This window comes from Hymenobacter miniatus (assembly GCF_016427455.1).
Classification (GTDB): Bacteria; Bacteroidota; Bacteroidia; order Cytophagales; family Hymenobacteraceae; genus Hymenobacter; species Hymenobacter armeniacus.
This window is the reverse complement of sequence record NZ_JAELXR010000004.1, coordinates 90,410-111,695: the sequence shown is the minus strand read 5'-3', so window position 1 is coordinate 111,695 and position 21,286 is coordinate 90,410. Positions and strand designations below refer to the sequence as shown.

19 protein-coding genes are annotated in these 21,286 nt (G+C 63.9%); 11 read left to right on the top strand and 8 right to left on the bottom strand.

Annotated elements, in window-relative coordinates; genetic code table 11:
• Positions 1 to 20: 20 nt before the first annotated feature.
• The 4 genes from JAO73_RS07710 to folP form a co-directional block, all read right to left on the bottom strand.
• Positions 21 to 6,569 (bottom strand): DUF8696 domain-containing protein, encoded by a 6,549-nt coding sequence (locus tag JAO73_RS07710; protein ID WP_198976509.1) that lies wholly within the window; start codon positions 6,567 to 6,569, stop codon positions 21 to 23.
• A gap of 358 nt (positions 6,570 to 6,927) precedes the next feature.
• Entirely contained in the window at positions 6,928 to 7,761 is an 834-nt protein-coding gene (gene cdaA / locus JAO73_RS07705) for a diadenylate cyclase CdaA (protein WP_198976508.1), read from the bottom strand.
• A gap of 114 nt (positions 7,762 to 7,875) precedes the next feature.
• Positions 7,876 to 8,259 (bottom strand): four helix bundle protein, encoded by a 384-nt coding sequence (locus JAO73_RS07700; RefSeq protein ID WP_198976507.1) that lies wholly within the window; start codon positions 8,257 to 8,259, stop codon positions 7,876 to 7,878.
• Positions 8,260 to 8,364: 105 nt separating this feature from the next.
• Positions 8,365 to 9,279 carry a dihydropteroate synthase gene (gene folP, locus JAO73_RS07695; RefSeq protein WP_198976506.1) on the bottom strand — a complete coding sequence of 305 codons (915 nt, stop codon included), beginning with the start codon at positions 9,277 to 9,279 and terminating at the stop codon, positions 8,365 to 8,367.
• Between the two features lie 114 nt (positions 9,280 to 9,393).
• On the opposite strand from folP, the gene JAO73_RS07690 reads away from it, so the two are divergent.
• The 6 genes from JAO73_RS07690 to JAO73_RS07665 all read left to right on the top strand — a co-directional run bounded on the left by JAO73_RS07690 (position 9,394) and on the right by JAO73_RS07665 (position 14,771).
• Complete coding sequence (locus JAO73_RS07690; RefSeq protein WP_233168877.1) at positions 9,394 to 9,930, top strand: DUF1599 domain-containing protein; 537 nt, start codon at positions 9,394 to 9,396, stop codon at positions 9,928 to 9,930.
• Positions 9,931 to 9,955: 25 nt separating this feature from the next.
• A complete protein-coding gene (locus JAO73_RS07685) occupies positions 9,956 to 11,095 on the top strand; it encodes an acyltransferase family protein (RefSeq protein ID WP_198976504.1) in 1,140 nt (379 codons plus the stop codon).
• Positions 11,096 to 11,162: 67 nt separating this feature from the next.
• Complete coding sequence (locus JAO73_RS07680) at positions 11,163 to 12,347, top strand: BT_3928 family protein (protein WP_233168875.1); 1,185 nt, start codon at positions 11,163 to 11,165, stop codon at positions 12,345 to 12,347.
• Between the two features lie 36 nt (positions 12,348 to 12,383).
• Complete coding sequence (locus JAO73_RS07675; protein ID WP_198976503.1) at positions 12,384 to 13,442, top strand: ABC transporter permease; 1,059 nt, start codon at positions 12,384 to 12,386, stop codon at positions 13,440 to 13,442.
• Positions 13,443 to 13,472: 30 nt separating this feature from the next.
• On the top strand, positions 13,473 to 14,057 hold the full coding sequence (locus JAO73_RS07670) for a shikimate kinase (RefSeq protein WP_198976502.1): 585 nt from the start codon (positions 13,473 to 13,475) through the stop codon (positions 14,055 to 14,057).
• A 36-nt stretch (positions 14,058 to 14,093) separates the two neighbouring features.
• Positions 14,094 to 14,771, top strand: a complete 678-nt coding sequence (locus JAO73_RS07665; protein WP_317191209.1) for a sterol desaturase family protein — start codon at positions 14,094 to 14,096, stop codon at positions 14,769 to 14,771.
• A 79-nt stretch (positions 14,772 to 14,850) separates the two neighbouring features.
• Here the strand turns inward: JAO73_RS07665 and JAO73_RS07660 are convergent, their stop codons facing one another.
• On the bottom strand, positions 14,851 to 15,030 hold the full coding sequence (locus JAO73_RS07660; protein WP_198976501.1) for a hypothetical protein: 180 nt from the start codon (positions 15,028 to 15,030) through the stop codon (positions 14,851 to 14,853).
• Between the two features lie 131 nt (positions 15,031 to 15,161).
• Between JAO73_RS07660 and JAO73_RS07655 the strand changes: the two genes are divergently transcribed.
• Positions 15,162 to 15,794: a DUF1684 domain-containing protein gene (locus tag JAO73_RS07655; protein WP_198976500.1), complete on the top strand. Its 633-nt coding sequence runs from the start codon at positions 15,162 to 15,164 to the stop codon at positions 15,792 to 15,794.
• A gap of 94 nt (positions 15,795 to 15,888) precedes the next feature.
• Here JAO73_RS07655 and JAO73_RS07650 read toward each other — a convergent pair whose 3' ends face one another.
• From JAO73_RS07650 to JAO73_RS07640, 3 genes are all read right to left on the bottom strand, one after another.
• Positions 15,889 to 16,743, bottom strand: a complete 855-nt coding sequence (locus JAO73_RS07650) for a TPM domain-containing protein (protein WP_198976499.1) — start codon at positions 16,741 to 16,743, stop codon at positions 15,889 to 15,891.
• Complete coding sequence (locus JAO73_RS07645) at positions 16,740 to 17,198, bottom strand: TPM domain-containing protein (protein ID WP_198976498.1); 459 nt, start codon at positions 17,196 to 17,198, stop codon at positions 16,740 to 16,742. Before JAO73_RS07645 ends, JAO73_RS07650 begins: the two co-directional genes overlap by 4 nt.
• 105 nt (positions 17,199 to 17,303) lie before the next feature.
• Positions 17,304 to 17,882 (bottom strand): LemA family protein, encoded by a 579-nt coding sequence (locus tag JAO73_RS07640; RefSeq protein ID WP_198976497.1) that lies wholly within the window; start codon positions 17,880 to 17,882, stop codon positions 17,304 to 17,306.
• Positions 17,883 to 18,081: 199 nt separating this feature from the next.
• Here JAO73_RS07640 and JAO73_RS07635 point away from each other — a divergent pair, with 199 nt between their 5' ends.
• The 4 genes from JAO73_RS07635 (at position 18,082) to JAO73_RS07620 (ending at position 21,036) form a co-directional block, all read left to right on the top strand.
• Positions 18,082 to 19,083, top strand: a complete 1,002-nt coding sequence (locus JAO73_RS07635) for a sugar phosphate nucleotidyltransferase (protein ID WP_198976496.1) — start codon at positions 18,082 to 18,084, stop codon at positions 19,081 to 19,083.
• 300 nt (positions 19,084 to 19,383) lie between these two features.
• Positions 19,384 to 19,680 (top strand): hypothetical protein, encoded by a 297-nt coding sequence (locus JAO73_RS07630; protein ID WP_198976495.1) that lies wholly within the window; start codon positions 19,384 to 19,386, stop codon positions 19,678 to 19,680.
• A gap of 273 nt (positions 19,681 to 19,953) precedes the next feature.
• The gene (locus tag JAO73_RS07625; protein WP_198976494.1) at positions 19,954 to 20,517 is read left to right on the top strand and encodes a hypothetical protein; all 564 of its coding nucleotides are present in this window, start codon (positions 19,954 to 19,956) and stop codon (positions 20,515 to 20,517) included.
• A gap of 93 nt (positions 20,518 to 20,610) precedes the next feature.
• Positions 20,611 to 21,036, top strand: a complete 426-nt coding sequence (locus JAO73_RS07620; protein ID WP_198976493.1) for a hypothetical protein — start codon at positions 20,611 to 20,613, stop codon at positions 21,034 to 21,036.
• Positions 21,037 to 21,286 lie beyond the last annotated feature (250 nt).

Sequence of the window (21,286 nt, the reverse complement as noted above, 5' to 3'; positions counted from 1 at the left end):
CAATTACGCGAAGCGTGGGGCTATTCCCGCACGATGCGCTGCGTGAGCACGCCTTCCGAAGTTTGCACGCGGAGGGTGTACACGCCCGAAGACAGGTTGCTCAGGCTCAGCGACTCGAGGCCCGCGCCCAGCGTGCCGGTGCGTACCACTTGGCCCAGGGCGTTGAAAACCGTAAACTGCGAGGCGTTGGCCTTCGTGCCACGGAGCTCCACGGTAAGGTTGCCGTTGGGCGTGGGGTTGGGGTACACCAGCAGGCTCACGCCGTTGCGCGTGGCCGTCTGCGTACCGGTCACCACCACCGATACCGGCGCCGAGGGGATGGACGAGCAACCGGTGGTGGCCGTCACGACCACGGTGTAGCTGCCGGTTTGGGTGCCGGCCGAGAGCAGCAGCGTGTTGGCGCTGCTGGGCGGGCCCACGGCCACGGCCGGGCTGCCCTTGAAGAACTGGTACGTGGCGCCGGCCAGCACCGGGGTGCTCAGCAGCACCGACCCGCCCGCCTGCGGCGTGGCCGTGAGCGTGGGCTGGCCAATGCCGAAGATGACCGTGAACGTGGTGGTGGCGGTGAAGGACGCGCAGGCGCCCGTGCCGGCCACCGTGTTGGTCACCGTGAAGGTGCCGTCGATGTTCGTGTTGGCCAGGTTAATCACCCCGGTCACGGGGTCGATGCGCAGGCCAAAGCCCGTGGTGGCAAACGTGCCGGCCACCGCGCCCGGCGCCAGCACCGGCGCCACCGTCACCGGCGAGTTGGTGCAGTACGTGCCGGCGGGATACGAGAACGCCGCGTTGGGCGCCGCCTGCAGGGTGAGCACCACGCGGCCCGTCGAGGTGCACGGCGCGGCCGGGCCCGTCGGGGTCAGGGTGATGGTGACGGTGCCAGCGGCTACGTCGGCGGCCGAAGGCGTGTAGGTGGCGTTCAGCGTGGTGGCGTTGGGCGAGAACGTGCCCGTGCCCGTGCTCGTGTACACGGCGCCCGTGGCCGTGCCGGCGATGGCGCCGTTCAGCTGGTAAGGCGTCTGGCCGCAGCTCGTGAAGGCTGCCACCGGCAGGGAGGCCACCAGGCCGGGGGTCACGTTCACCTGGATGGGCGTGCGCGAGCCGCCCACGCACTCGGAGCCAATCTGCCAGTTGTAGAAGAAGTAGTAGTAATCATTGCCCAGCGTCGAGCTGGTGATGCTAATCAACCCGCTCGGCGAAGTGTAGGGATACGCCGTGGCCGGCTGGGGCGTGCTGCTGAAGTCGCGGATGAGGCTCGGGGTAGCCGCGCTCAGGTACAGCGTGTACGAGCCGGCGGCGGGCACTGCCAGATTCAGCGTGAGCACCGTGGGCGAGATGGCAGCGGTGGTGTTGGCCGGCACCGGCACCGTGACGCTGGCCACCGGCGTGCCGCTGGTGGTGCTGCCGTTCAGCAGTTGGATAGTGGCCGTGCCCGCGGCGGCGTTGGCCGTGCGGTACACCGTCACGTTGGTGATAACCGTGGGAGCCGTGGCCGTGAAGTACAGGCCACCGATGGTGTTGGTGCCGTCGGTGCCCGTGGTAGAAGGCTTGCCCACATACTCCTGGGCGCCGGCGAAGGCTTCGGCGTAGTAGGTGGTGCTGGCCGTGAGGGCGGGGGTGGTGAAGGGGTTGCCCGTGCCAACAGCCGTGCCGCCGGTGGCGGTGGTGAAGTAGCGCACGCTCACACCCGACGGCACGGTGGCCGAAAGCGAAGCCGTGGCCCCGGCGCAGGTGCTCACCGGCGAGGGCGCGGCCGAAATCACCGGGTTGTTCACCGCCACGGTGCTCACGTTGGAGGTAGCCGAGTTGTTGCCGCAGCTCACCACGGCCCGGTAGTAGGTGGTGCTGGTGAGCGTGGGCGTGGTGTAAGTGGCCGACGTCGCCCCGCTGATGTCGGAGAACGGACCGGTAGCGCTGGTGCTGCTCTGGTACTGGATGCTGCCGTTGGCGGCGCCGGCCAGGGTCAGCGTGGTGGAGCCACTCACGCAAATCGAATACGTAGACGGCGAGAGCGTGCCGGCCACCGGGGCCACCACGTTGAGTGTGGCCGCGGGGGTCAGCACGTCGTTGGTGGTGTTCAGGTCGCCGGTTACGGTGGTGGTCACGCCGAAGGAGTAGGTGCCCAGCGTGGTGAAGTTGGCCAGGCTGGTCAGCGTGATGTTCTGCGTGGCCGTCGAGGCCAGCGTGCCCGTGTTGATGACCTGCGTCAGCGTCTGCGGGGTGGTGCCCGTGGGGCCGGTGATGACCACCGTCACCGTGAGGGGGTTGGTGGCAAAGTTGAGCGTCGCCGTGCCGTTGTTGCGCACTTGCACCGTCACGGGCGTGCCGGCACCGAAGCAGGTCGAGGTGCCCGAGTTCACCGGCGACACCAGCGCGCTGGCGGCGATGTCGATGGGCTGGGGCGTGAACTCATACGCGCCGATGTCGGGCGTGGTGGCCGAGCGCGCCGCGCCGGTAAAGTCCGTGGTGATGCCCGCTACGGGCGTGCCCACGTTGTTAAGCGCCGGTTGGCTCGATTTCAGGTCGGTGTTCGAAGCGAAGATGGGGTCGGCGCTCACCGAGCTGGCGTCTTTGCCGGTGGCCGTTTGCAGGGCCGCGAGCGTGGCCACCGCCGTGGCGGTCGAAATGCCGCCCGAGCCGCCCACGTTGGCCAGCACGCCCTGGGCACCGGCCACGTAGTAGTCGTTGCTGTTGAGCACGGTGTAGGCCGAAGCCGGCGCGAAGGTGTAGAACGAGTACGCCACGCTGGCCGTGCCGCCCGCGTTGGTGAGCGTGTTCACCAGCACGTTGTTGGCCACGGTCAGGTTGGTCGAGCCCGTGTTCACAAACAGCGCCGCCGAGAGGTAGGCACTGGTCGAAGCCGTCAGGTAGGAACCGTACAGGTTTACCGAGTTGTAGGCCACCGTGATGCCCGAGCCGCTGCTCACGCGAATGCCGATGATGGCGTCCGAAGTGAGGGTGCTCCAGCCCGAGCCGTTCATGCCCGAAATCAGGTTGTTGCTCACCACCAGGTTGCTGGTGGCGTTGCCGGTGGCGATGTCGATGCCCTTGCCGCCGTAGCCGCCGGTGGGCGCGCCCACCACGTTTTCAACGCGGTTGCGGTCCACTACGCCGTTGATGAAGTTCGTGCCCAGGTAGATGCCGTAGGCGTTGGTGCTGCTCGTCGAAACGCCGCTGATGATGTTCTGGCTCACCGTGGCGCCGTTTACGCCGGCCGGGAAGTTCATGCCGTAGGTGGTGGTCGAGGCCGTCACGTTGCGCACCGTGTTGCCGCTCACCACCGGGTTCACGGCGTTGGTCAGGTACAGGCCGGTGTTGCCGATGTTATCGGCGGCGGCGGCCGTGGCCGGCCCAATCAGGTTGTTCGAAATGGTCAGGCCGTCGAGGCCGCCGGCGCTCACGGCCGTGGTGCCCCCGGCATAAATGCCGTAGTACACGCCCGAAATCGAGTTGTTCTGAATGGTCAGGTTGTCGTTGTCGGCGCCGGTGCCCGTGGCGGGAGTGCCCGTCGGCGTGGCCGACACCAGGATGCCAAACGAGCTCGAATTGCCGTTGCTGGCGCCGCGCAGGTTCAGGTTGCGCAAGGCAAGGAACGAGGTGCCGTTGCCCAGGCCCTGGCTGCCCACGATGACAACGCCGGAGGCCGTGGTCTGGGTGTTGTTCAGCGTGAGGTTGCGCTGGGTGCCGCCCACCACGTTCGAGCCGTCGAACGTGAGGTAGGTAGTGGCCTTAAACTGGAGCAGGCTGTTGGCCGCGCCGGTGATGGTGCTCGTCACACCCGTGTAGGGGCTGATGCGAACCGTGTTGGTGGCCGACGCCGAGGCGTTGGCGTTGAACACGATGGGAAACGTCTCGGCCGTTGAATATGTCGCGTCGAGCAGGTAGAACGTCACCGCCCCGCCTAGCACATTGACGTTGTAGGCATTGGCGGCGGCGGTCAGGGTCGGGTACACGCGGTCGGCGGGGGTGCCGGCCGGGGGCGTGGAGGTACCCACGTAGTAGATGCCGCTCAGCACACCCACAATCTGGTAGGAGCCGGGCGTGGCCGGGGCCGTGGTGCCGGGAGGCGTGGCGCCGGTGCCGCCATTGGGGGCGGTGCTCACGTTGGGGGTAGCGGCCAGGTCCTGGGCCGCCACGTAGTATTGAATCACGTCGCCGGTGGCCACGGTGCCGCCGGGCAGCAGGGCGTAGTTCAGCGTGAAGGTGTACTGGTTGCCGCTCACGCTGGTGGCGTTCACGAACACATAGGCGCCCGAGGTGCCTTTGCGGTAGTACAGGCGCGGGGCGTTGGCCCCCGTGGCCACGCCCGCGGCGTCGCTGATGGTCACCACCAGCGTGCGGTTGGCCGTGCTGTTGGTATTGCTCAGCGTGGCGTTCAGAATGGCGGGGCCGGTGAGGTCGAGCGGCTGGTACGTGCCTTCGTAGGCGCCCAGGTCGGGCGCGGTGGCGCTGCGCGTGGCGTTGGCATAGTCGGTGGTGATGCCCGCAATGGGCACGCCGCCGCCTTCCACCTGCGTGGGCGTGGTAGTGCTCACTTTCAAGAAGTTAGCGTTGGTGCCCACGGTGCTCACGAAGGGCACGTTTTCGGTCACCGAATTGCCTTCGCGGTCGGTCAGGAATGCCTTGTAGTCGGCCAGGGCCGACAGGCCGTTGGTGAGGGTGGCGGTGCCTTCGCCGTAAATCAGGTTGCCGGTCGTAGCCGGGGCGCCGGCGTAGTACAGGTTGTTGTTGGTGGCGGTGGTCAGGTTGGTGGGCGCAACGCCCACCGTGCCGGTCGAGCGGCGAAGGGCGATGGTGCTGCCCGTGCCCGCGGCTGTGGAGGTGTTCACCACCACGTTGTTGCGCAGGGTCACCAGCGTGGTGGCCGTGGAAGTGAAGTAGATGCCCGAGGTACCAAAGTTGGCGCCCGAGCTGCTGCCATTGAGGTAGATGCTGTTGTACTGGGCGTTCACCGTGGTGCCACCGGCCAAGTACAAGCCCGTCAGGGCGGTGGTGTTCGAAGCGGCAGGGGCCTTGAAGTCCCCCATCAGGTTGTTGGTCAGCGTGGTGGTGGTGCCCGTGGTGTAAATGCCGTAGATGGTGGCCGTGGTGCCGTTGGCCGTGAGGCCCGACACGCGGTTGCGGTACACGTCCACGTTGCCGCCACCGCTCAGGTACATGCCATACAGCGTGTTGCCGTCGCAGGTCACGTTCTGAATGGTGTTGCCGTAGTACTGCGTAGCGGCCGTGCTGGCCGGGAAGCCATAGTAGCCGTAGATGCCGCTGGTAGCGCCCGTGGTCGTCACGTCGCTGATGGTGTTGTTGTACACGTTCAGCGTGGCGGTGGGGCTCGAGCTCACGTAGAGCAGGTAGTTGAACGCCGACGTGCCCGTGCGGTTCCAGTTGCTGATGGTGTTGGCGAACATGTTCAGGTTGTTCGGCGTGCCCGTGTTGTACACGCCGTAGAACACCCCCGTGGTGGTGGTGGTCGAGTTCATGCTCAGGCTGTTGTTGCCCATGTTCACCGTCGTGGCAGCCCCATTGAGGCCGTTAGCGCCGCTGGCGTTCTGGATGCCGTAGCTCGTCGAGGTGGTGGTGGAGGTATTCACCGTCACGGTGTTGCCCAGCAGGTCGGCGCTGCCGCCCGTGGTCACCAGAATGCCGTAAAGCGTGCTGGTGGGGCCCGCGGTGGTGGCCGCCGTGGTGGTGGTCACGGTGTTGCCCTGCACCTTCACCCCGTGCTGGTAGATGGAGTAGATGCCGTAGGCCGTGGTGGTGGTGCCGTAGTCGGTGATGGTGTTGCCGGTGGCGGTGGTGCCGCTCAGCACGCTGCCGATTTCGTTGTTCTGGTCGTAGTAGAGGTAGGGAGTGGCCGCCGCGTAGCCCGCCACGTAAATACCGTTATTGACCCGGCTGATGGTGTTGCCGTAGAACTTGTTGTTGGAGTTGGTGCCCGCCAGCGTGGCCGGCGCCAGCGTGGTGGTGCTGGCCGGCGTGTGGTTGGCCGAGTAAATGCCCGAGGTGGCGGTGCCTTTCTGCAGCGTGATGGCGCAGTTGCGAATCACCACGTTCTGGCAGCCGTCCACGGCGGGCGAGCTGGTTTTGAGCAGGGCAAAGCCCCATTCTATCTGCGTGGTGGTGGTGGCGTTGGCGGCGGGGTCCACCAGGGACAGGCCGTCGAAGGTGACGTAGTCGGCGCCCTGCAGCGTGAAGAAGGAGTCGAGCGTGGTCGACACGCCCGTGCCGCCCGTGAAGAGCGGGTTGGCGCCCGTGCCGGCTCCTTTCTGGAACACGATGGGGTTGGCGGCTGTGCCGCTAGCCGTGATGAGCACGTTGGACACCGTTTCGGTGTAGCCCGGGGCGATATTGAACGTTACCCCGCCCGAACCCACGCCCTGTGCGTTCAGGGCCGTGACGGCCGCCGCCACTGTGGCGTAATCGCCGGGAATGGATTTGGCGCCGGACAGCTGGGCTTGCGCGCTCAAGCTACTGAGCAGCAGTGCACCCGCACCCATCAGCCCCAACAGTCGCTTGCGCGCTGTCAGAATTCCGAGCCGCAACTGCTGCGGCTCGCGAAGTATTTTTTTATGCATAAAAAGAAGGTAAAAGTGAGGAATACGGTGGGTGAAAAGAGGAAAGAGTGAAGGAAAAAAGCGCAGCAACGGGTGGTAGAACGCAGTAATTCCGGCGCAGGCAACTGGAGAGCAGGCAGGATTTCAAGCCGATAGGTTCGTCGGCTGCAACACGCCTACCCTTCCGCCTTGGCACAGGAATATTCCGAGAAAAGTAAAAACGAAATGCCCAAAAACCTAATAAGCCCCTCGCGCCTCGCTACTCCACCCACGCAAAAACCACCCTCACACCACTGTGGGTAAGGCACATGTCTACATTGCGATTATTATTTCGCCGAACTAAGCGCCGCAGCGCAGCCTATTGGCCTCTGTCCGGCGGCTACGCCGCGGCTTCGGACTTGGCTGGCACGGTGGCAGGACGGCCGGCGCTGCTGAGCAGCCACTCGTTGAGGCGGGCGCGCAGCTCGGCCGTGGCCAGGTTGCGGTGCACTTCGCCGTGGCGCACGAGGCTCATGGCGCCGGTTTCTTCGCTCACCACCAGCACCACCGCGTCGGTGATTTCGCTCAGGCCGATGGCAGCGCGGTGGCGCAGGCCCAGGGAGGCGGGCACGTCGGGGTTTTCGCTCACCGGCAGGATGCAGCGCGCGGCCTGCAGGCGGCCGCCGGCCACAATCACGGCGCCGTCGTGCAGGGGCGAGGTTTTGTTGAAGATGGACAGCAGCAAGCGCTTGCTGATTTCGGCGTCGAGGCGGTCGCCGGACTCGGCAAACGAGGTGAGGTCCGACGCTTGGGCAAAACAGATGAGGGCCCCGGTGTATTTGTTGGAGAGGCTTTTGGCCGCTTCCACAAACGGGCCCACTGAGAGCGGCGCGGCTTCGGCGGGGCGGCCCCAGGTCCAGCCGCGCATGCGCTCCAGGGCCGTGGCCTTGCCCACGCTCAGCAAAAACCGCCGGATTTCCTGCTGAAACAAAATGATGCTGGCCAGCACGCCCACGCTCATGAACTGCCCCAGAATTTTGGTGAGCAGCTCCATGCCGGTGGCTTTCACCAGCAGGTAGAGCACGTAGAACGAAATGAGTCCCAGGGCCACGTTGAGGGCCACCGAGCCGCGCAGCAGCTTGTAGAGCTGGTAGAGCAGCACCGTCACCAGCAACACGTCGGCCGCGTCAATCCAGCCGAAGCGCAGGAAATTGATGGGGAACGGGCCGGACATGGAATTTTGGGAAGATGGAGAGAAGGGAAGTAGGGGAGAAGAGCTGACGCAAGGACGGCAAATTGAAGCAAGAATTGCGTGCTGCGCTGCCTTTTCGCTTACCGGAGCCGTTATCTATTCAGTTTCGTTGGCAGCGCTTTTGTGTTTTCGAATCAAACCATTCAGTAGGCTAACCACATGACTCAATGTTTCCAGGCATGCATCGGTTTGGGCATCGGTGAGGTACTGGAGACGTTCGGCAATGAGTAGGGCGGTTTCGGTTTCACCGGCCGACCCGCGGGCAATGTACAGGAACCGAACAAACTCGGCTGAGGAAAACCGGCCGGCCCCTTCGGCAATGTTCAGCGGCACGGAAGCAGCGGCCCGCCGTACCTGCGACGTCAACCCAAACAATTCGTGCTTTGGAAACGCCGCCGACAACGCGTACACCGTAGCCACGAACTCAAAGGAGACGCGCCATGCTTCTAGGCGCTGGTGAGGCCTTTCTCGGCGAGCCATAGGTAGAAGGAGAAGGGTAAAGACGCTTTATCTGAAATATAGCGCAAATAGGGCAATTCTTCCTGTTTTGCTGGCGGCTTTGACCTTTTTTCTTCCTGACGGCGCCTACCGGACCTGCACAACCTCCTCCCCCTCTTCCCCCCTCACCTGCTCCCACAGCCGAATGGTTTGCACGGCTTCGGCCACGTCGTGCGCGCGCAGCAGGTGGGCGCCGCCCTGCAGGGCCACTACGTGCAGGGCCGTGGTGCCGTTGAGCGCCGCCTCCGGGCCCAGGCCCAGCGGGCCGTACACCATGCGTTTGCGCGAGAGGCCGGCCAAGATGGGCAGGCCCAGGGCGTGCAGTTCGGGCAGGCGGCGCAGCAACTCGTGGCTTTGGGCAGCAGTTTTGGCAAAGCCGAAGCCGGGGTCGAGCACCACATCGACGGCGCCGGCCCGGCGCAGGGCGTCCAGTCCGTCGCGGAAGTAGCGCAGCAGCGTGAGCACGAGGTCGTCTTCGTAGTGCGTCAGCTTGCTCATGGTTTGGGGGGTGCCGCGCAGGTGCATCAGCACGTAGGGCACGCGCAGGCGGCCCACGGTGGCAAACATCTGGGGGTCGAGGGTGCCGCCGCCCACGTCGTTCACCAGGTCGGCGCCGGCGGCCACGGCGGCATCGGCCACGCCGGCCCGAAAGGTGTCGGCGGAAAGAAAAGCGTCGGGGAATTCGCGGCGCAGGGCGGCCAGGGCAGGCAGCAGGCGCTGGGTTTCTTCGGCTTCCGGGATGTCGGCGGCGCCGGGGCGGGTGCTGTAGGCGCCGAGGTCGAGTACGGCGGCGCCGGCTTTCAGCATGGCTTCGGCGCGGGTGAGCAGGTCTTTTTCCGAAGCCACGCGGCTGCCGTCAAAAAACGAGTCGGGCGTGAGGTTGAGAATGCCCATTACCTGCGGGCGGCGCAGGCTGAGCAGGCGGCCGTGGGGGCTGAGCAGGGAGGTGGTGAGGTGGTGAAAGGGTAAGCTTGCGATTGGCTTAACGATAGATGACGACATAGACGGGAGGCGCGAGGCGGTGAAAGCGCCAATATCCGGCCGATGAACCGAACTTGCGGCTTGAGGCGGGATTCCAACCTCCCTCCTTCACCACCTCACCACCCACCTCCCCCCTTGCAAACCCCCGAGCACTACGACCTGCTGCTGGCCCGCTGCCGCGCCCTGTTCTTGGCCAAAACCCACGACTACGGCACGGCCTGGCGCATCCTGCGGCTGCCCTCGGTCACGGACCAGATTTTCATCAAGGCCAACCGCATCCGGACCATTCAGGAAACCGGCGTGCAGCTCGTGGCCGACGACGTGAACGAGGAGTTTGTGGCCATCATCAACTACTGCCTCATTGCCCTGATGCAGCTGCACCTGCCGCCCGACACGCCCCTCGACCTGACGCCCGAGGCCGTGGCCGCCGCCTACGACGAGGAAGCCGCCGAAAACCGCCGCCTGCTGCTGGCCAAAAACCACGACTACGGCGAGGCCTGGCGCCAGATGCGCGTGTCCAGCATCACCGACCTCATCCTGATGAAGCTCCACCGCGTGAAGCAGCTCGAAGACATTGGGGGCGACGCCTGGGTGAGCGAAAGCGTGGAAGGCAGCTACCGCGACATGCTGAACTACGCCGTGTTTGCGCTCATTTTGCGCGGGGAGCGGTAGCGCGCCTTTTGCCGTTGTGCTTGCCATGCGTCCGGTTGTCGCCCCTGCCGATTCTGCGGCCAGACTTGCCTACGTCGACGCGTTGCGGGGCTTGGCCATCATCGGCGTGTTGTTTATTCATACGGTGGTGTATGGCACCGAGCTGCACTGGCTCAACCTCTGGCTGCGCAATGCCTTCGACGTGGGTAGCCGAGGCGTGCAGCTGTTTTTTCTGGTGAGCGCCTTCACCCTGTGCCGCTCCGCCCAAACCCGGCGAAACGAGCAGGCACCCACCCGCAATTTCTTTTTGCGGCGGCTCTTTCGCATTGCCCCGCTTTACTGGCTGGGCGTGCTTTTTTACGGGTTTCTTTGGCCGTGGCTGAGTGGGCAGCCCAGCACCGCTACCCCTGCCAACACGCTGGCCCACCTCACCTTTCTCAACGGCCTAAGCCCTTACTGGCTGAACAATCCGGTGCCCGGGGGCTGGAGCATCAGCGTGGAAGTATGGTTTTATGCCGTGGCGCCGTGGCTGTTTGCGAGCCTGGGCACGGCCGACCGCGCCGCCCGTTTCGTAGCCATCAGCGTGGCGGTGGGCGTGGCGAGTACACTCGTGCTGTTGCCGCGCCAGCCCATCGCCGACGCTACGCTCTGGTGGCAATACCTGTTCTGGTGGTTTCCCAGCCAGTTGCCGCATTTCGGGCTGGGCGTGCTGCTCAACCGGGTGTGCACCGGGCCACCCGAGGCGCGCGCCCTGCGCCGTTCCACGTGGGCGTTGCTGGCAGCGGCGGCCGTGGCTGTGCTATGCACCGTCCGGCCCCTTGGGGGCAGCCTGCACTATGTGTTTGGCACCTTTTTCTTCGGGCTGACCTGGGTGATGAGCCGCGGCGGCCTGCGGCCGTTGGTCAACCGGGCCACCACGTTTCTGGGCACTCATAGCTATTGCCTCTACCTCTCGCACTTTATGGTGCTGTATGGGTTGGGGCATTTTGGCGTGGCGCAACTGGTGCCGGTGAGCGGCACCGCGTCGGCCCTGCTCGGCATTGGACTTCGGTTTTGCTTAGTGCTGGGGCTGGGTGCGGTCGCGAGCGTTGTGCTTCATCGGCTGGTAGAAGTTCCGGGGCAAGAACTGGGGCGCCGCCTTGTCCGGCGCCTGGAACGTGGCCCCACGGGGCACCGCACACGTTGAACCGCTCTGCTCCCATTTTCAAACCTCCGGCGTTGCCCAGCCGTTTGCCACGGGCTTACTTTGTCTTATGTCAGTTCCTAGTTCCGTCACCGCTCCCGTTGCCCCGGCGCCCCACCCCTTGCGCACCCTCACGCGCGCTGCGTGGTTTTTGCTGGGGGCCATCTTCATCTTCTCCGGCCTCGTCAAGCTGAACGACCCGGTGGGCACGGCCTACAAGCTGGAAGAATACTTCGAGGTATTTGCCGAGTCGCTGCCCGCCATCGGCGGCTTCTTTTTGTGGTTCAAGAACATTTCGCGCACGCTTTCCATCGTGCTCAGCTCGCTCGAAGTGATTCTGGGTGTGGCGCTGCTGCTGCGCTGGCACCTGCGCATCATTTTGTGGGCGCTGCTGGGGCTGCTGGTGTTTTTCGGGTTTCTGACTTTCTATTCAGCCGCCTTCAACAAGGTCACCGACTGCGGCTGCTTCGGCGACTTCATCAAGCTCACGCCTTGGACGTCGTTTTTCAAAGACCTGTTTCTGCTGGTGCTGTGGGCCGTGGTGTTTTTCAACAAACGGTTTTTGCGGCACTCCTTTGTGCAGGGCACGTTGGGCGTGATGGTGATGACGTTTGCCACGGCCATTGCCATCGGCATTGGGGTGCGGGCGCTGGGCCACCTCCCCTACTTCGACTTTTTGCCCTACAAAGTGGGCGCCGACATCCACAAGCTGATGAAACCCGCCGAGCCGGCCCGCTACCGCTACACGATGACGCGCAACGGCGAAACCAAGGAATTCGACCAATACCCCACCGACACCACCTGGAAATACCAGGCCATGACCGCCCTCAACCCCAAGGAGTCGACCCCGGCCGTGACCGATTTTGAGATAAGCGACGTGGAGGGCAACTCCTACACCCAGGAGCTGCTGAAAGGCAACAAGCTGGTGCTCATCGTGCAGAACACGAACAAGACGGACCGCGACCGGTTCGACGCCATCAACGCCCTGATGGAAGGCGCCGCCAAGTCGCGCCGCGGCATCACGGCCCTCACCATCACGAGCACCAGCGCGGCTAAGTTCGACTCGTTCCGCCACGACGTGAACCTGGCCGGGCCCTATTACTTTGCCGATGCCACGGTCCTCAAGTCCATCATCCGCTCCAACCCCGGCCTGCTGGTGCTCAGCGACGGCGTGATTAAGGCCAAGTACCACTACCACGACCTGCCGCCGCTGTATGAGGTGGAGCGGCTGATGAAAGCGCCGGCAACGAAATAATACCCGTTGCCGCCGCTGCCGCGGCGGCCCAGTTCTATGCTTGCTTTCATTCTTCGTCGCCTGGGCCAGGGCCTGCTTGTGCTGGTGGGCGTGGCGTGCACGGTGTTTTTGCTGTTCAACGTGCTGCCCGGCGACCCCGCCGCCCTGCTGGCCGGCCAGCGCACCGACCTGGCCACCAAAGCCGCCATCACCGCCGACCTCGGCCTCGACCAGCCCCTGCCCGCCCGCCTCGCGGGCTACCTCAACGACGTGTCGCCGCTGGGCCTGCACCCGCGCGACTCGGCCGGCCGCGCCCGCTACGGCGGCCTGACGGTGCTGCCCCTGGGCGAGCGCGCCCTGGTGCTCAAAAAGCCCTACCTGCGCCGCTCCTTCCAAAGCAACAAGGACGTGCTGCGCATTCTGCTCGATTATTTCCCCGGCACCATGTGGCTGGCGCTGGCAGCCATGCTCATTGCCAGCGTGGGCGGCGTGGCCTTTGGGGTGGCGGCGGCGCTGCGGCCGCAGTCGTGGCTGGATAGGGTACTGGTGAGCACCTCGGTGCTGGGCATTTCGGTGCCCTCGTTCGTAGCGGCCATTCTTATCGCCGTCACCTTCGGCTTCTACTGGAGCCGCTGGACGGGCCTGAGCCTCACCGGGCAGCTGTATGAAACCGACCCGTTCACGGGTGAGCGGCACTTGGTGCTGCGCAATTTGCTGCTGCCGGCCGTGGCGCTGGGCATCCGGCCGCTGGCCATCATCACGCAGCTCACGCGCTCGAGCATGCTCGACGTGCTGAGCCAGGACTACATCCGCACGGCGCGCGCCAAGGGGCTGAGCCGCCCCGCCACCGTGCTGCACCACGCCCTGCGCAACGCCCTCAACCCCGTGGTGACGGCCGTGTCGGGCTGGCTGGCCTCGCTCATGGCCGGCGCGTTTTTCATCGAATACATCTTCAACTGGAAAGGCCTGGGCACCGTGACGCTGCGCGCCGTCGAAAACCTCGATTTCCCGGTGGTGATGGGCGCCACGCTGTTCGTGGCGGCGCTGTTTGTCGTCATCAACATTGCGGTCGACGTGCTCTACGCCGTGCTCGACCCACGCGTGAAGCTGGGGTAACGTTCTCGTTTACTCCCTACCTGCAAACCTGTGAAGCAAAGCCCACCACTTGGTTCAATTCTGCCCGGCGGCTCCGGCCACCTGAGCCTGGTGGGCTTGCCCGGCGCCGGCAAAACCACCCTGGGCCGCCAGCTGGCCGCGCATTTTAACCGCCCGTTTCTCGACCTGGACGTGGCCATTGAAGCGCAGACCGGGCGCAGCGTGCGGACAATCTTTGCCGCCGAGGGCGAGGCCGGCTTTCGGGAGATAGAATCGGCGGTGCTGCGGCGGGCTCTGGCCCACGCGGGGCCGCCGCTGGTGCTGGCCACGGGCGGCGGCACGCCCTGCTTTCACGACAACATGGCGCTGCTCAACAGCGCGGGCATCACGCTCTGGCTCGACGTGCCGGTGGAAGTGCTGGCCGCCCGCCTGCCACCCGAGGAAGTGGCCAAACGGCCCCTCATCGCGGCCGCGGGCGGGGCCGAAGCCTGGCTGCGCGAAACCCTGAAGGCCCGGAAAGGGTTTTATGCCCAGGCCCGGCTGCGCTGCTCGGCGGCCTGCACGCTGCCCGCGGTGGTGGCGCAGCTGGCTGGCGCGGGTTTTGCCTTGCCGGGCACTTTGCCCCCGGCACCGTAATTTTGCACCTTCATCCGTTTGTTGTTCGTCCTTATTATGCAAACCCTATCCACCGAAGAACCAGACGTTAAGCCCACTCCTGCTTCCGCCGCGGCCCCCATGCGGCCCAAGCACAAAGGCTCGGCCCAGCTGTTTCAGAACCCCGTGCTGGAGCGGCTTTCGCATACGCACATTGCGTTGCCGGTGGGCATTTTCGCCGTTACGGGCGTGCTGAGCATGTATTATGGCCTCACCCGCGGCTTCATGACGGGCCTAGGCGCGCTGGGGCTGTTTTTGGTGGGGCTGCTGGCCTTCACGCTGGTGGAATACCTGGTGCACCGCTACGTGTACCATATTCCGGCCACCACACCGGGCCGGGCCAAGTTCCAGTACACCATGCACGGCGTGCACCACGAGTACCCCAAGGACAAGACGCGCTTGGCCATGCCGCCCATCATCACGGTATTCGTAGCCTCGCTGCTGTTCTTCATTTTCCGCTTCAGCTTCGGCTCGTATGCGTTTGGGCTGCTGTCGGGCTTCACGTTTGGCTACGCCATGTACCTGTTTGTGCACTATGCCATTCACGCCTACGCGCCGCCCAAAAACTTCCTGAAAGTGTGGTGGACGCACCACAGCCAGCACCACTACCGGCAAGACGAGGTGGCTTTCGGCGTGAGCAGCACGCTCTGGGACCACATCATCGGCACCATGCCCAGCAAGCAGCGCAGCGAATAGCCTCCCGGTTTCGATGCAACGCAAAAAGCGCGGCCCCTGTGAAGGGGCCGCGCTTTTTGTTGGATGGTTGCCTCGGTGACTAGGGGCGCGGGCCGCGCATTTTGTTCACGATGAAGAACAGCAGCGCCACCACGATAAATACGGCGATGATGCCTGTGTAGGCACCGGCCTTGAAGATGCCGGTAATGGCGTCGCACCCGGTGAGGGTGGTGGCCAGGGCGAAGAAAAAGAACAGGAGGGTCAGGCGGGAAGCATTCATGGCATCGACAAAAGAAGGGTGAAAGAAATTGTCCGCGGCCTTGCTACCGCCGAATCAAGGCTTGATACTAGCGTTTGGGCAATAAGGTTGGAAACGGCCTGCTGGCGCGGGAGGCGCAGTAGCTTTGGCTCATGAAATCTTTCTTTTCCTTCCTGCTAGTAAGCGTGCTGCTTACCCGCGCAGCGCAGGCGCAAACCGCTCCCGCGCACCTCGACTCAGTGGCCCACCGCCAGAGCGTGCTGGCCTTTCAGCAGGCCCTGAACGCGGAGTTTCGCAACCCCAAGGAGTCGCCCCTGACGTTGGCCGAGCAGCAGGCCCTCGTCAGCCTGCCCTACTACCCCACCCAGTACCGCTACTACGTGACGGCCACGTTTGTGCGCGACTCTACCTCCCGGCCCTTTGCCATGGAAACCAGCACCGCCCGGCGGCCCACCTACCGCAAATACGGCGAACTGCGCTTCGTGCTCAACGGCCAGCCCCAGCGGCTCAGCGTGTATCAAAACCAAGAGTTGCTGAAGCGGCCTGGCCTGGAAGACTACCTTTTCCTGCCCTTCACCGACCTCACCAACGGCCACGGCAGCTACGGCGGCGGCCGCTACATCGACCTGCGCACTCCGCCGCGCGGCACCACCGTGATGCAGCTGGACTTCAACCGGGCCTACAATCCTTCGTGCGCCTACAACCACGGCTACTCCTGCCCCGTGCCGCCGGCCGAGAACCGGCTGACGGTGGCCATTCCGGTGGGCGTGCAGAGCGACCACTGAGTTTAGTGGTTAATGATAAACGGTTAGTGGTCAGTGCCCAGCGGTAAATAACCGGGCACTGACCACTAACCGTTTATCATTAACCACTAAAAACCTACCAGCTGCCGCTGGCGCCGCCGCCGCCGCTGCTGCCGCCGCCGAAGCCCCCAAAGCCGCCACCTCCGCCGCCACCGCCCCAGCCGCCTCCGCCGCCGCCAAAGCCGCCGCCACCGCCGAAGATGATGGGCGGCACGAAACCGCCGCCAAAGCCGCGGTTGCCGCGGCCGCCGCCCCGGTTGCGCAGCATGATGAAGATGAACACCATCACGGCAATGATGAGCCAGAACGGAATGCCAGAGCCGGATGAGCCGCGCGTGCGCTGCGGCCGGGCGTCTTCCGGGTCGGCTTTGTACTCGCCTTTGGCGAGGGCAATGAGCTGGTCGGTGGCGCGGTCGAGGCCGGCGTAGTACTGGTTTTGGCGGAACGCGGGCACCAGCGTATTGCTGATGATGCGCTTGGCGATGGCATCGGGCACGGCCCCTTCGAGGCCGTAGCCGGTTTGGATGCGAGCCACGTGCTCCTGCTGGGCCACCAGTATCAGGATGCCGTTGTTTTTGCCTTTGCGGCCGATGCCCCAGCTTTCGTAGAGATTCTGGGCGTAGTTGGCCACGTCGTCGCCGTCGAGGGTGGGCACCGTGACCACGGCAATCTGCGAGGAGGTGCTGTCGTTGTAGGCCACCAGCTTGCGCTCCAGCGCATCGGCTTCGCCGGCCTGCATCAGCCCGGCCAGGTCGTTGACCAGACGCGGCGGGTTGGGCCGGGGCGGCACGTTTTGGGCCGCCGCGCCCAGCGCCGTGAGGGCCCACAGCAGCACCAGCAGCCAGCGCCACGCCGCGGGCCGGGGCGTGCGCACCCCAGCCGCCTGCGCGCGGGGCGCGTCTATCCTGGCGTCAGCCTCGGAATTTTTCATGCGTCGGAAGACGGCTTTGGGCCGCCGAAGGAAATAGAATCGTCCAGCTCGTTCTGGTCGGATTTGGCATCGTAGGGGAAGTAGCGCTGCAGCTGCTCGCCCACCATCTTGATGCCGCGCTCCAGGCCCAGCACGTAGTTTTCGTGGCGGAACTGCTCCAGCACGGCTTCCTTGGTGGTTTCCCAGAAGTCATCGGGCACGGCGGCGTTGATGGCCGAGTCGCCGATAACGGCAAACTGCCGGCTTTGCCAAGCCAGGTAAAACAGCACGCCGTTGCGGGCGGCGGTCTTGTGCATGTTCAGCTCGCCGAACACCTGGGCGGCGCGGTCCAGCGGCTCGGGCGTGGGGCAGGTGTCTTCCAGATGCACCCGGATTTCGCCCGAAGTCGTGACTTCGGCCTGCCGGATGGCGGCCACCAAGGCCGCGTCCTGGGCGGGGGTAAGGGGGTTATTCATCAGTTAGCAGTTAATAGTGAACAGTTAACAGTGAGCAGCCGGTAACCCACAGTAGCGGCTGAGGCCCTACTCGTTCACTGCTCACTGTTAACTGATAACTGAAATTTAAAACTGCACCGTGGGCGCCTTGCTCGCGGCCGGGTCGGCCTCGAAGTAGGGCTTGGGCTGGAAGCCGAACATGCCGGCAAACAGGTTGTTGGGGAAGGAGCGGGTGAAGGTGTTGTAGTCGTTGGTGACGGCGTTGAACTTGTTGCGTTCCACGTTGATGCGGTTTTCGGTGCCCTCTATCTGGGCTTGCAGCTCCTGGAAGTTGGCGTTGGCCTTCAGGTCGGGGTAGTTTTCCGACACGGCCAGCAGGCGGCCCAGGCCGGCCGAAACCTGGCTTTGGGCTTCCTGAAAGCGCTTGATGTTTTCGGGGGTGAGGTCGCCGGGGTTGAGCTGCACGCTGGTGGCCTTGGCGCGGGCTTCGATGACGGAGGTGAGGGTGCCCTGCTCAAACTTGGCGGCGCCCTTCACGGTGTTCACCAGGTTGCCGATGAGGTCGTTGCGGCGCTGGTAGGCGCTTTGCACGTTGCCGGCCTGGGCTTTCACGGCCTGGTCGCGCTGCACCATGCCGTTGTAGCCGCACGAGGACTGGGTGAGCAACAGGGCCAGGCCCGCGAAATACAGAAGAAAGCGTTTCATGTGAAAAAAGAAGGGGTGATGGTGAAAGATGCTCGGAGGGCAAGCGGCAACGGCCAAAACCTGCGGCCGCCGCGCCGGTTTGGTTCCGGGCTTGGCGCAAAGTACGTAGCTTGGCCCTAGTAGTTGTAGCTTGCTGCGTAGCTGGCACTCTTCGCCGTTTCCGCCCTTCCTTCATCGACTTCTCCTCCGGTTCATTACAATGAAAGCCGTTATTCCCGTCGCCGGCATTGGCTCGCGCCTGCGCCCCCACACCCACACCCAGCCCAAAAGCCTGGTGCCGGTGGCCGGCAACACCATTCTGGGCCACATCATCGACCGCCTGCAGGGCGCTGGGCTCACCGAGTTTGTGTTTGTGGTGGGCTACCTGGGCGATAAAATCGTGCGCTACGTGCGCCGCAACTACCCCGACCTCAAGGCCACCTTCGTGATGCAGGAGCCCCGCGAGGGCTTGGGCCACGCCCTGTGGCTGGCCCGCGAGGAGTTCCGCCACGACCCCGACGGCGTGCTCATCCTGCTCGGCGACACCATCGTGGACGTGGACCTGCCCGCCCTGCTGGCCACGCCCGGCTCGGTGCTGGCCGTGAAGGAGGTGAAGGACCCCACCCGCTTTGGCATTGTGGAGACCGGGGCCGGCGGCCGCGTGAACAAGGTGGTGGAAAAGCCCAAAATTCCGAAGTCGAACTTCGCCATGGTGGGCCTCTACAAGCTGGCCGACGCCGAAAAGCTGGCCCAGGCCCTGGAGTGGCTGCGCGAAACCGACGTGCGCACCCACGGCGAGTTCCAGCTCACCGACGCGCTGATGCGCCTCATCGAGGACGGCGAGGTGATGACGACCTGCCCCGTCGACAACTGGTTTGACTGCGGCCGCAAGGAAACCCTGCTCGAAGCCAACGCCCGCCTGCTGAACACGGCCGAATTCCTGGAGCCGCGCGACTACTCGGAGTTTCCGGACTCGGTGATTATTCCGCCCGTCAGCATCGGGCGGGGCTGCCGCATTTCGCAGTCCATCATCGGCCCCAACGTGGCCATTGGCGACAAGACCATCGTGCAAAACACCATCCTGAGCGACTCCATCATTGGCTCCTACTCGGAGCTGCGCTCGGCCGTGATGCACGACTGCATCGTGGGTTCCGACGCGTCCTTCCGCGGCATGAACCACTCGCTGAACATCGGCGACAACACGGAGATTGACTATAGCTGAGCCCATCGTTGCATACCAGCAGCCGGCGGCTCAACGGGGCTGAACATCTTAAAATTCTTCGGAATGCGAGTGCCTTTTTGTAAGCCAACGGGTTTACGAAACTCATCTACTACATGCGTTTCGTAAACGTTGAATCGTAGACGAGTTTCGTAAACTCGCTGAGCACGGCAATAGCTTGCTGGGCAATTATTCTATTTTTACTAGTGGTTTAGTAAAACGAGCTATTTTCTGGATTCCTTGGGGCAGGTCGTAATTTGCCTATGGGAAACGCCTTCAACAACTCGGGTCGCGCCAGCCAACATGTACACCAATGTATTCATGCTGTTTTTTTGGGGGTGTTTTGCCCTGTTGTCGGCGGGGTATTTGTTCACCAGCCACAGACGGCGCGCGTTCGCATGGCTGATTCCCGTTTATGTTGCTTCAGTCGTGGCGTTAACCTCCGTCATGTTCTCGCTCGAAGGGTATTTATTTTCGAAGCAAATCTTCATCGAGGTGGGCCATGCGGCAGTTGGGTTGACAATAACGTTTTTCGAGTGGTGCTTTTTGGCCCTCCTGATAATCATCGCTTCGTTCTTTACGAGGCGCATCGGCAGGTAAGCGATTAATGGGTAGTCCCGTGAGTGGCGCGATGCGGCGATTTGCTGGACTTACGCAGGCCGTTCTCTGCCCATCGCTGAGCTGGCCGAACGGTGCCCGCCGCTGCGCGCCGGTAAGCCCCTTAACCGCCCGCTGGTGACGGAGCCTGCTCTCAGCAAGATAAGGGTTGAGTTCAGCGAAACGGTCCGAGTAGGAAAAGAAGCTTATTTCACGCAGCTGCCGGTGGACCGCGTATGTTTGACGGATTACCCTCTTGTTTGGCGTCCTCCCTCTATGCGCGCACTTCTACACCTCAAGGCCTGGCAGCTCTTTCTGCTCGTGGTGGGCGTTCCACTGGTGCTGCAGATGGTGGTGATGGGTTCCTTGTTTTCCCGACACGCGGGCCGCTGGGTGCTACCGGGCATTCTGCTAGCCTCCCTGCTGAGCCTGGGCGCGCTGCTGGCGTGGTTCGTGGCCCTCAACGTCCACCTGCACCGCCGGCTGCCGGCCGCGGCGCCGATGAATCTGACCCGGTTGCGCCTCGCCGCCGCGGTTCCCGTCGCGTACCTGTTGCTGCTCGTGGTCGGCGTCGCGACCGCGTCGGGGGGAGGCCCCTCCGGCGGCGCGGTTGCGCTGCTCGTGCTGCTGCACTTGGCGTCCATGGCCTGCGTGTTCTACTGCCTCTACTTCACGGCCAAAGCCCTCAAAACGGTGGAACGCCAGGCCCCGGTGTCCTTTGGCGAGTACGTGGGAGAGTTTTTTTTGCTCTGGTTTTTTCCCGTGGGCATCTGGCTGCTGCAGCCGCGGGTGAACCGCTTGTTTGCTCCCTCGTCGGAGAGGCCTCCGGAGTTTCCTTAGGCAGAACGGTTCGCCCTCGGTTCAGCAAAAGGGTCCGAGTAGCAAAAGGGGCTTTTATTTAACGGCCTTGGGGACTGCACGAGCGCCTTATCTTTGGCCAAGCCCATTGATGCTGCCTTTATGGACCCTATTGCGTCGCGTCGTCGCGAAATTCTTGCCTCGAACATCTTATTCCTTGGCTTGGCGGTGGCCCTGGTGGACAGCGCGTGGGCCATGTGTGGGGCGCTCCACAAACCCGCGACGGTGGGGATGCTGTTGTTGGGTTTCGTGCTGCTCGGCGGCTTTTATTACGCCATCCGCCGCGGCGTGACGCTGCTCAAGTGGCTGTTTGTGCTCGGTCAAGTCGCCACGCTGGTGTACACCGTGGTGCAGTACCGCACGACCTTGCTGCCAGTGCTGCACAGTTCGCTGTGGACGGCCTTCTCCTACGTGGCGTTTTTTGGGTCACGCCTCGTTGCTATGGTTGTGCTCCTGCCCACGTTGCGCACACACTCCCCAGACCCCTCTACTAGTGCCTAGCTAGGTGTTTATTCTAACGGTGGGAATGGCGCAAAGGAGCGTATTAACGACTAGAGCGCCTCATTACTTCGCGCCAATCCCTGTCGGCAGGCTTCTTCGTGGGTTAGCCAAAGAGCACGGCGTTGTTTACACTCCTGTTTTGCCAGTCTCCACGGCTTATAGGCCCACACGGGCAGCGCGGGTGGTTGCGTGAAAAGGGCCGCATTCCGCGTGCCGCCAAGTGATTGCAGTACGGCAAACGACGCGAAAT

Coding starts and splice junctions, on each gene's coding strand:
- JAO73_RS07710 (WP_198976509.1), bottom strand. CDS start 6,569: ATGCATAAAAAAATACTTCGCGAGCCGCAGCAGTTGCGGCTCGGAATT.
- cdaA (WP_198976508.1), bottom strand. CDS start 7,761: ATGTCCGGCCCGTTCCCCATCAATTTCCTGCGCTTCGGCTGGATTGAC.
- JAO73_RS07700 (WP_198976507.1), bottom strand. CDS start 8,259: ATGGCTCGCCGAGAAAGGCCTCACCAGCGCCTAGAAGCATGGCGCGTC.
- folP (WP_198976506.1), bottom strand. CDS start 9,279: ATGTCGTCATCTATCGTTAAGCCAATCGCAAGCTTACCCTTTCACCAC.
- JAO73_RS07685 (WP_198976504.1), top strand. CDS start 9,956: ATGCGTCCGGTTGTCGCCCCTGCCGATTCTGCGGCCAGACTTGCCTAC.
- JAO73_RS07680 (WP_233168875.1), top strand. CDS start 11,163: ATGTCAGTTCCTAGTTCCGTCACCGCTCCCGTTGCCCCGGCGCCCCAC.
- JAO73_RS07675 (WP_198976503.1), top strand. CDS start 12,384: ATGCTTGCTTTCATTCTTCGTCGCCTGGGCCAGGGCCTGCTTGTGCTG.
- JAO73_RS07665 (WP_317191209.1), top strand. CDS start 14,094: ATGCAAACCCTATCCACCGAAGAACCAGACGTTAAGCCCACTCCTGCT.
- JAO73_RS07660 (WP_198976501.1), bottom strand. CDS start 15,030: ATGAATGCTTCCCGCCTGACCCTCCTGTTCTTTTTCTTCGCCCTGGCC.
- JAO73_RS07655 (WP_198976500.1), top strand. CDS start 15,162: ATGAAATCTTTCTTTTCCTTCCTGCTAGTAAGCGTGCTGCTTACCCGC.
- JAO73_RS07650 (WP_198976499.1), bottom strand. CDS start 16,743: ATGAAAAATTCCGAGGCTGACGCCAGGATAGACGCGCCCCGCGCGCAG.
- JAO73_RS07645 (WP_198976498.1), bottom strand. CDS start 17,198: ATGAATAACCCCCTTACCCCCGCCCAGGACGCGGCCTTGGTGGCCGCC.
- JAO73_RS07640 (WP_198976497.1), bottom strand. CDS start 17,882: ATGAAACGCTTTCTTCTGTATTTCGCGGGCCTGGCCCTGTTGCTCACC.
- JAO73_RS07635 (WP_198976496.1), top strand. CDS start 18,082: ATGAAAGCCGTTATTCCCGTCGCCGGCATTGGCTCGCGCCTGCGCCCC.
- JAO73_RS07630 (WP_198976495.1), top strand. CDS start 19,384: ATGTACACCAATGTATTCATGCTGTTTTTTTGGGGGTGTTTTGCCCTG.
- JAO73_RS07625 (WP_198976494.1), top strand. CDS start 19,954: ATGCGCGCACTTCTACACCTCAAGGCCTGGCAGCTCTTTCTGCTCGTG.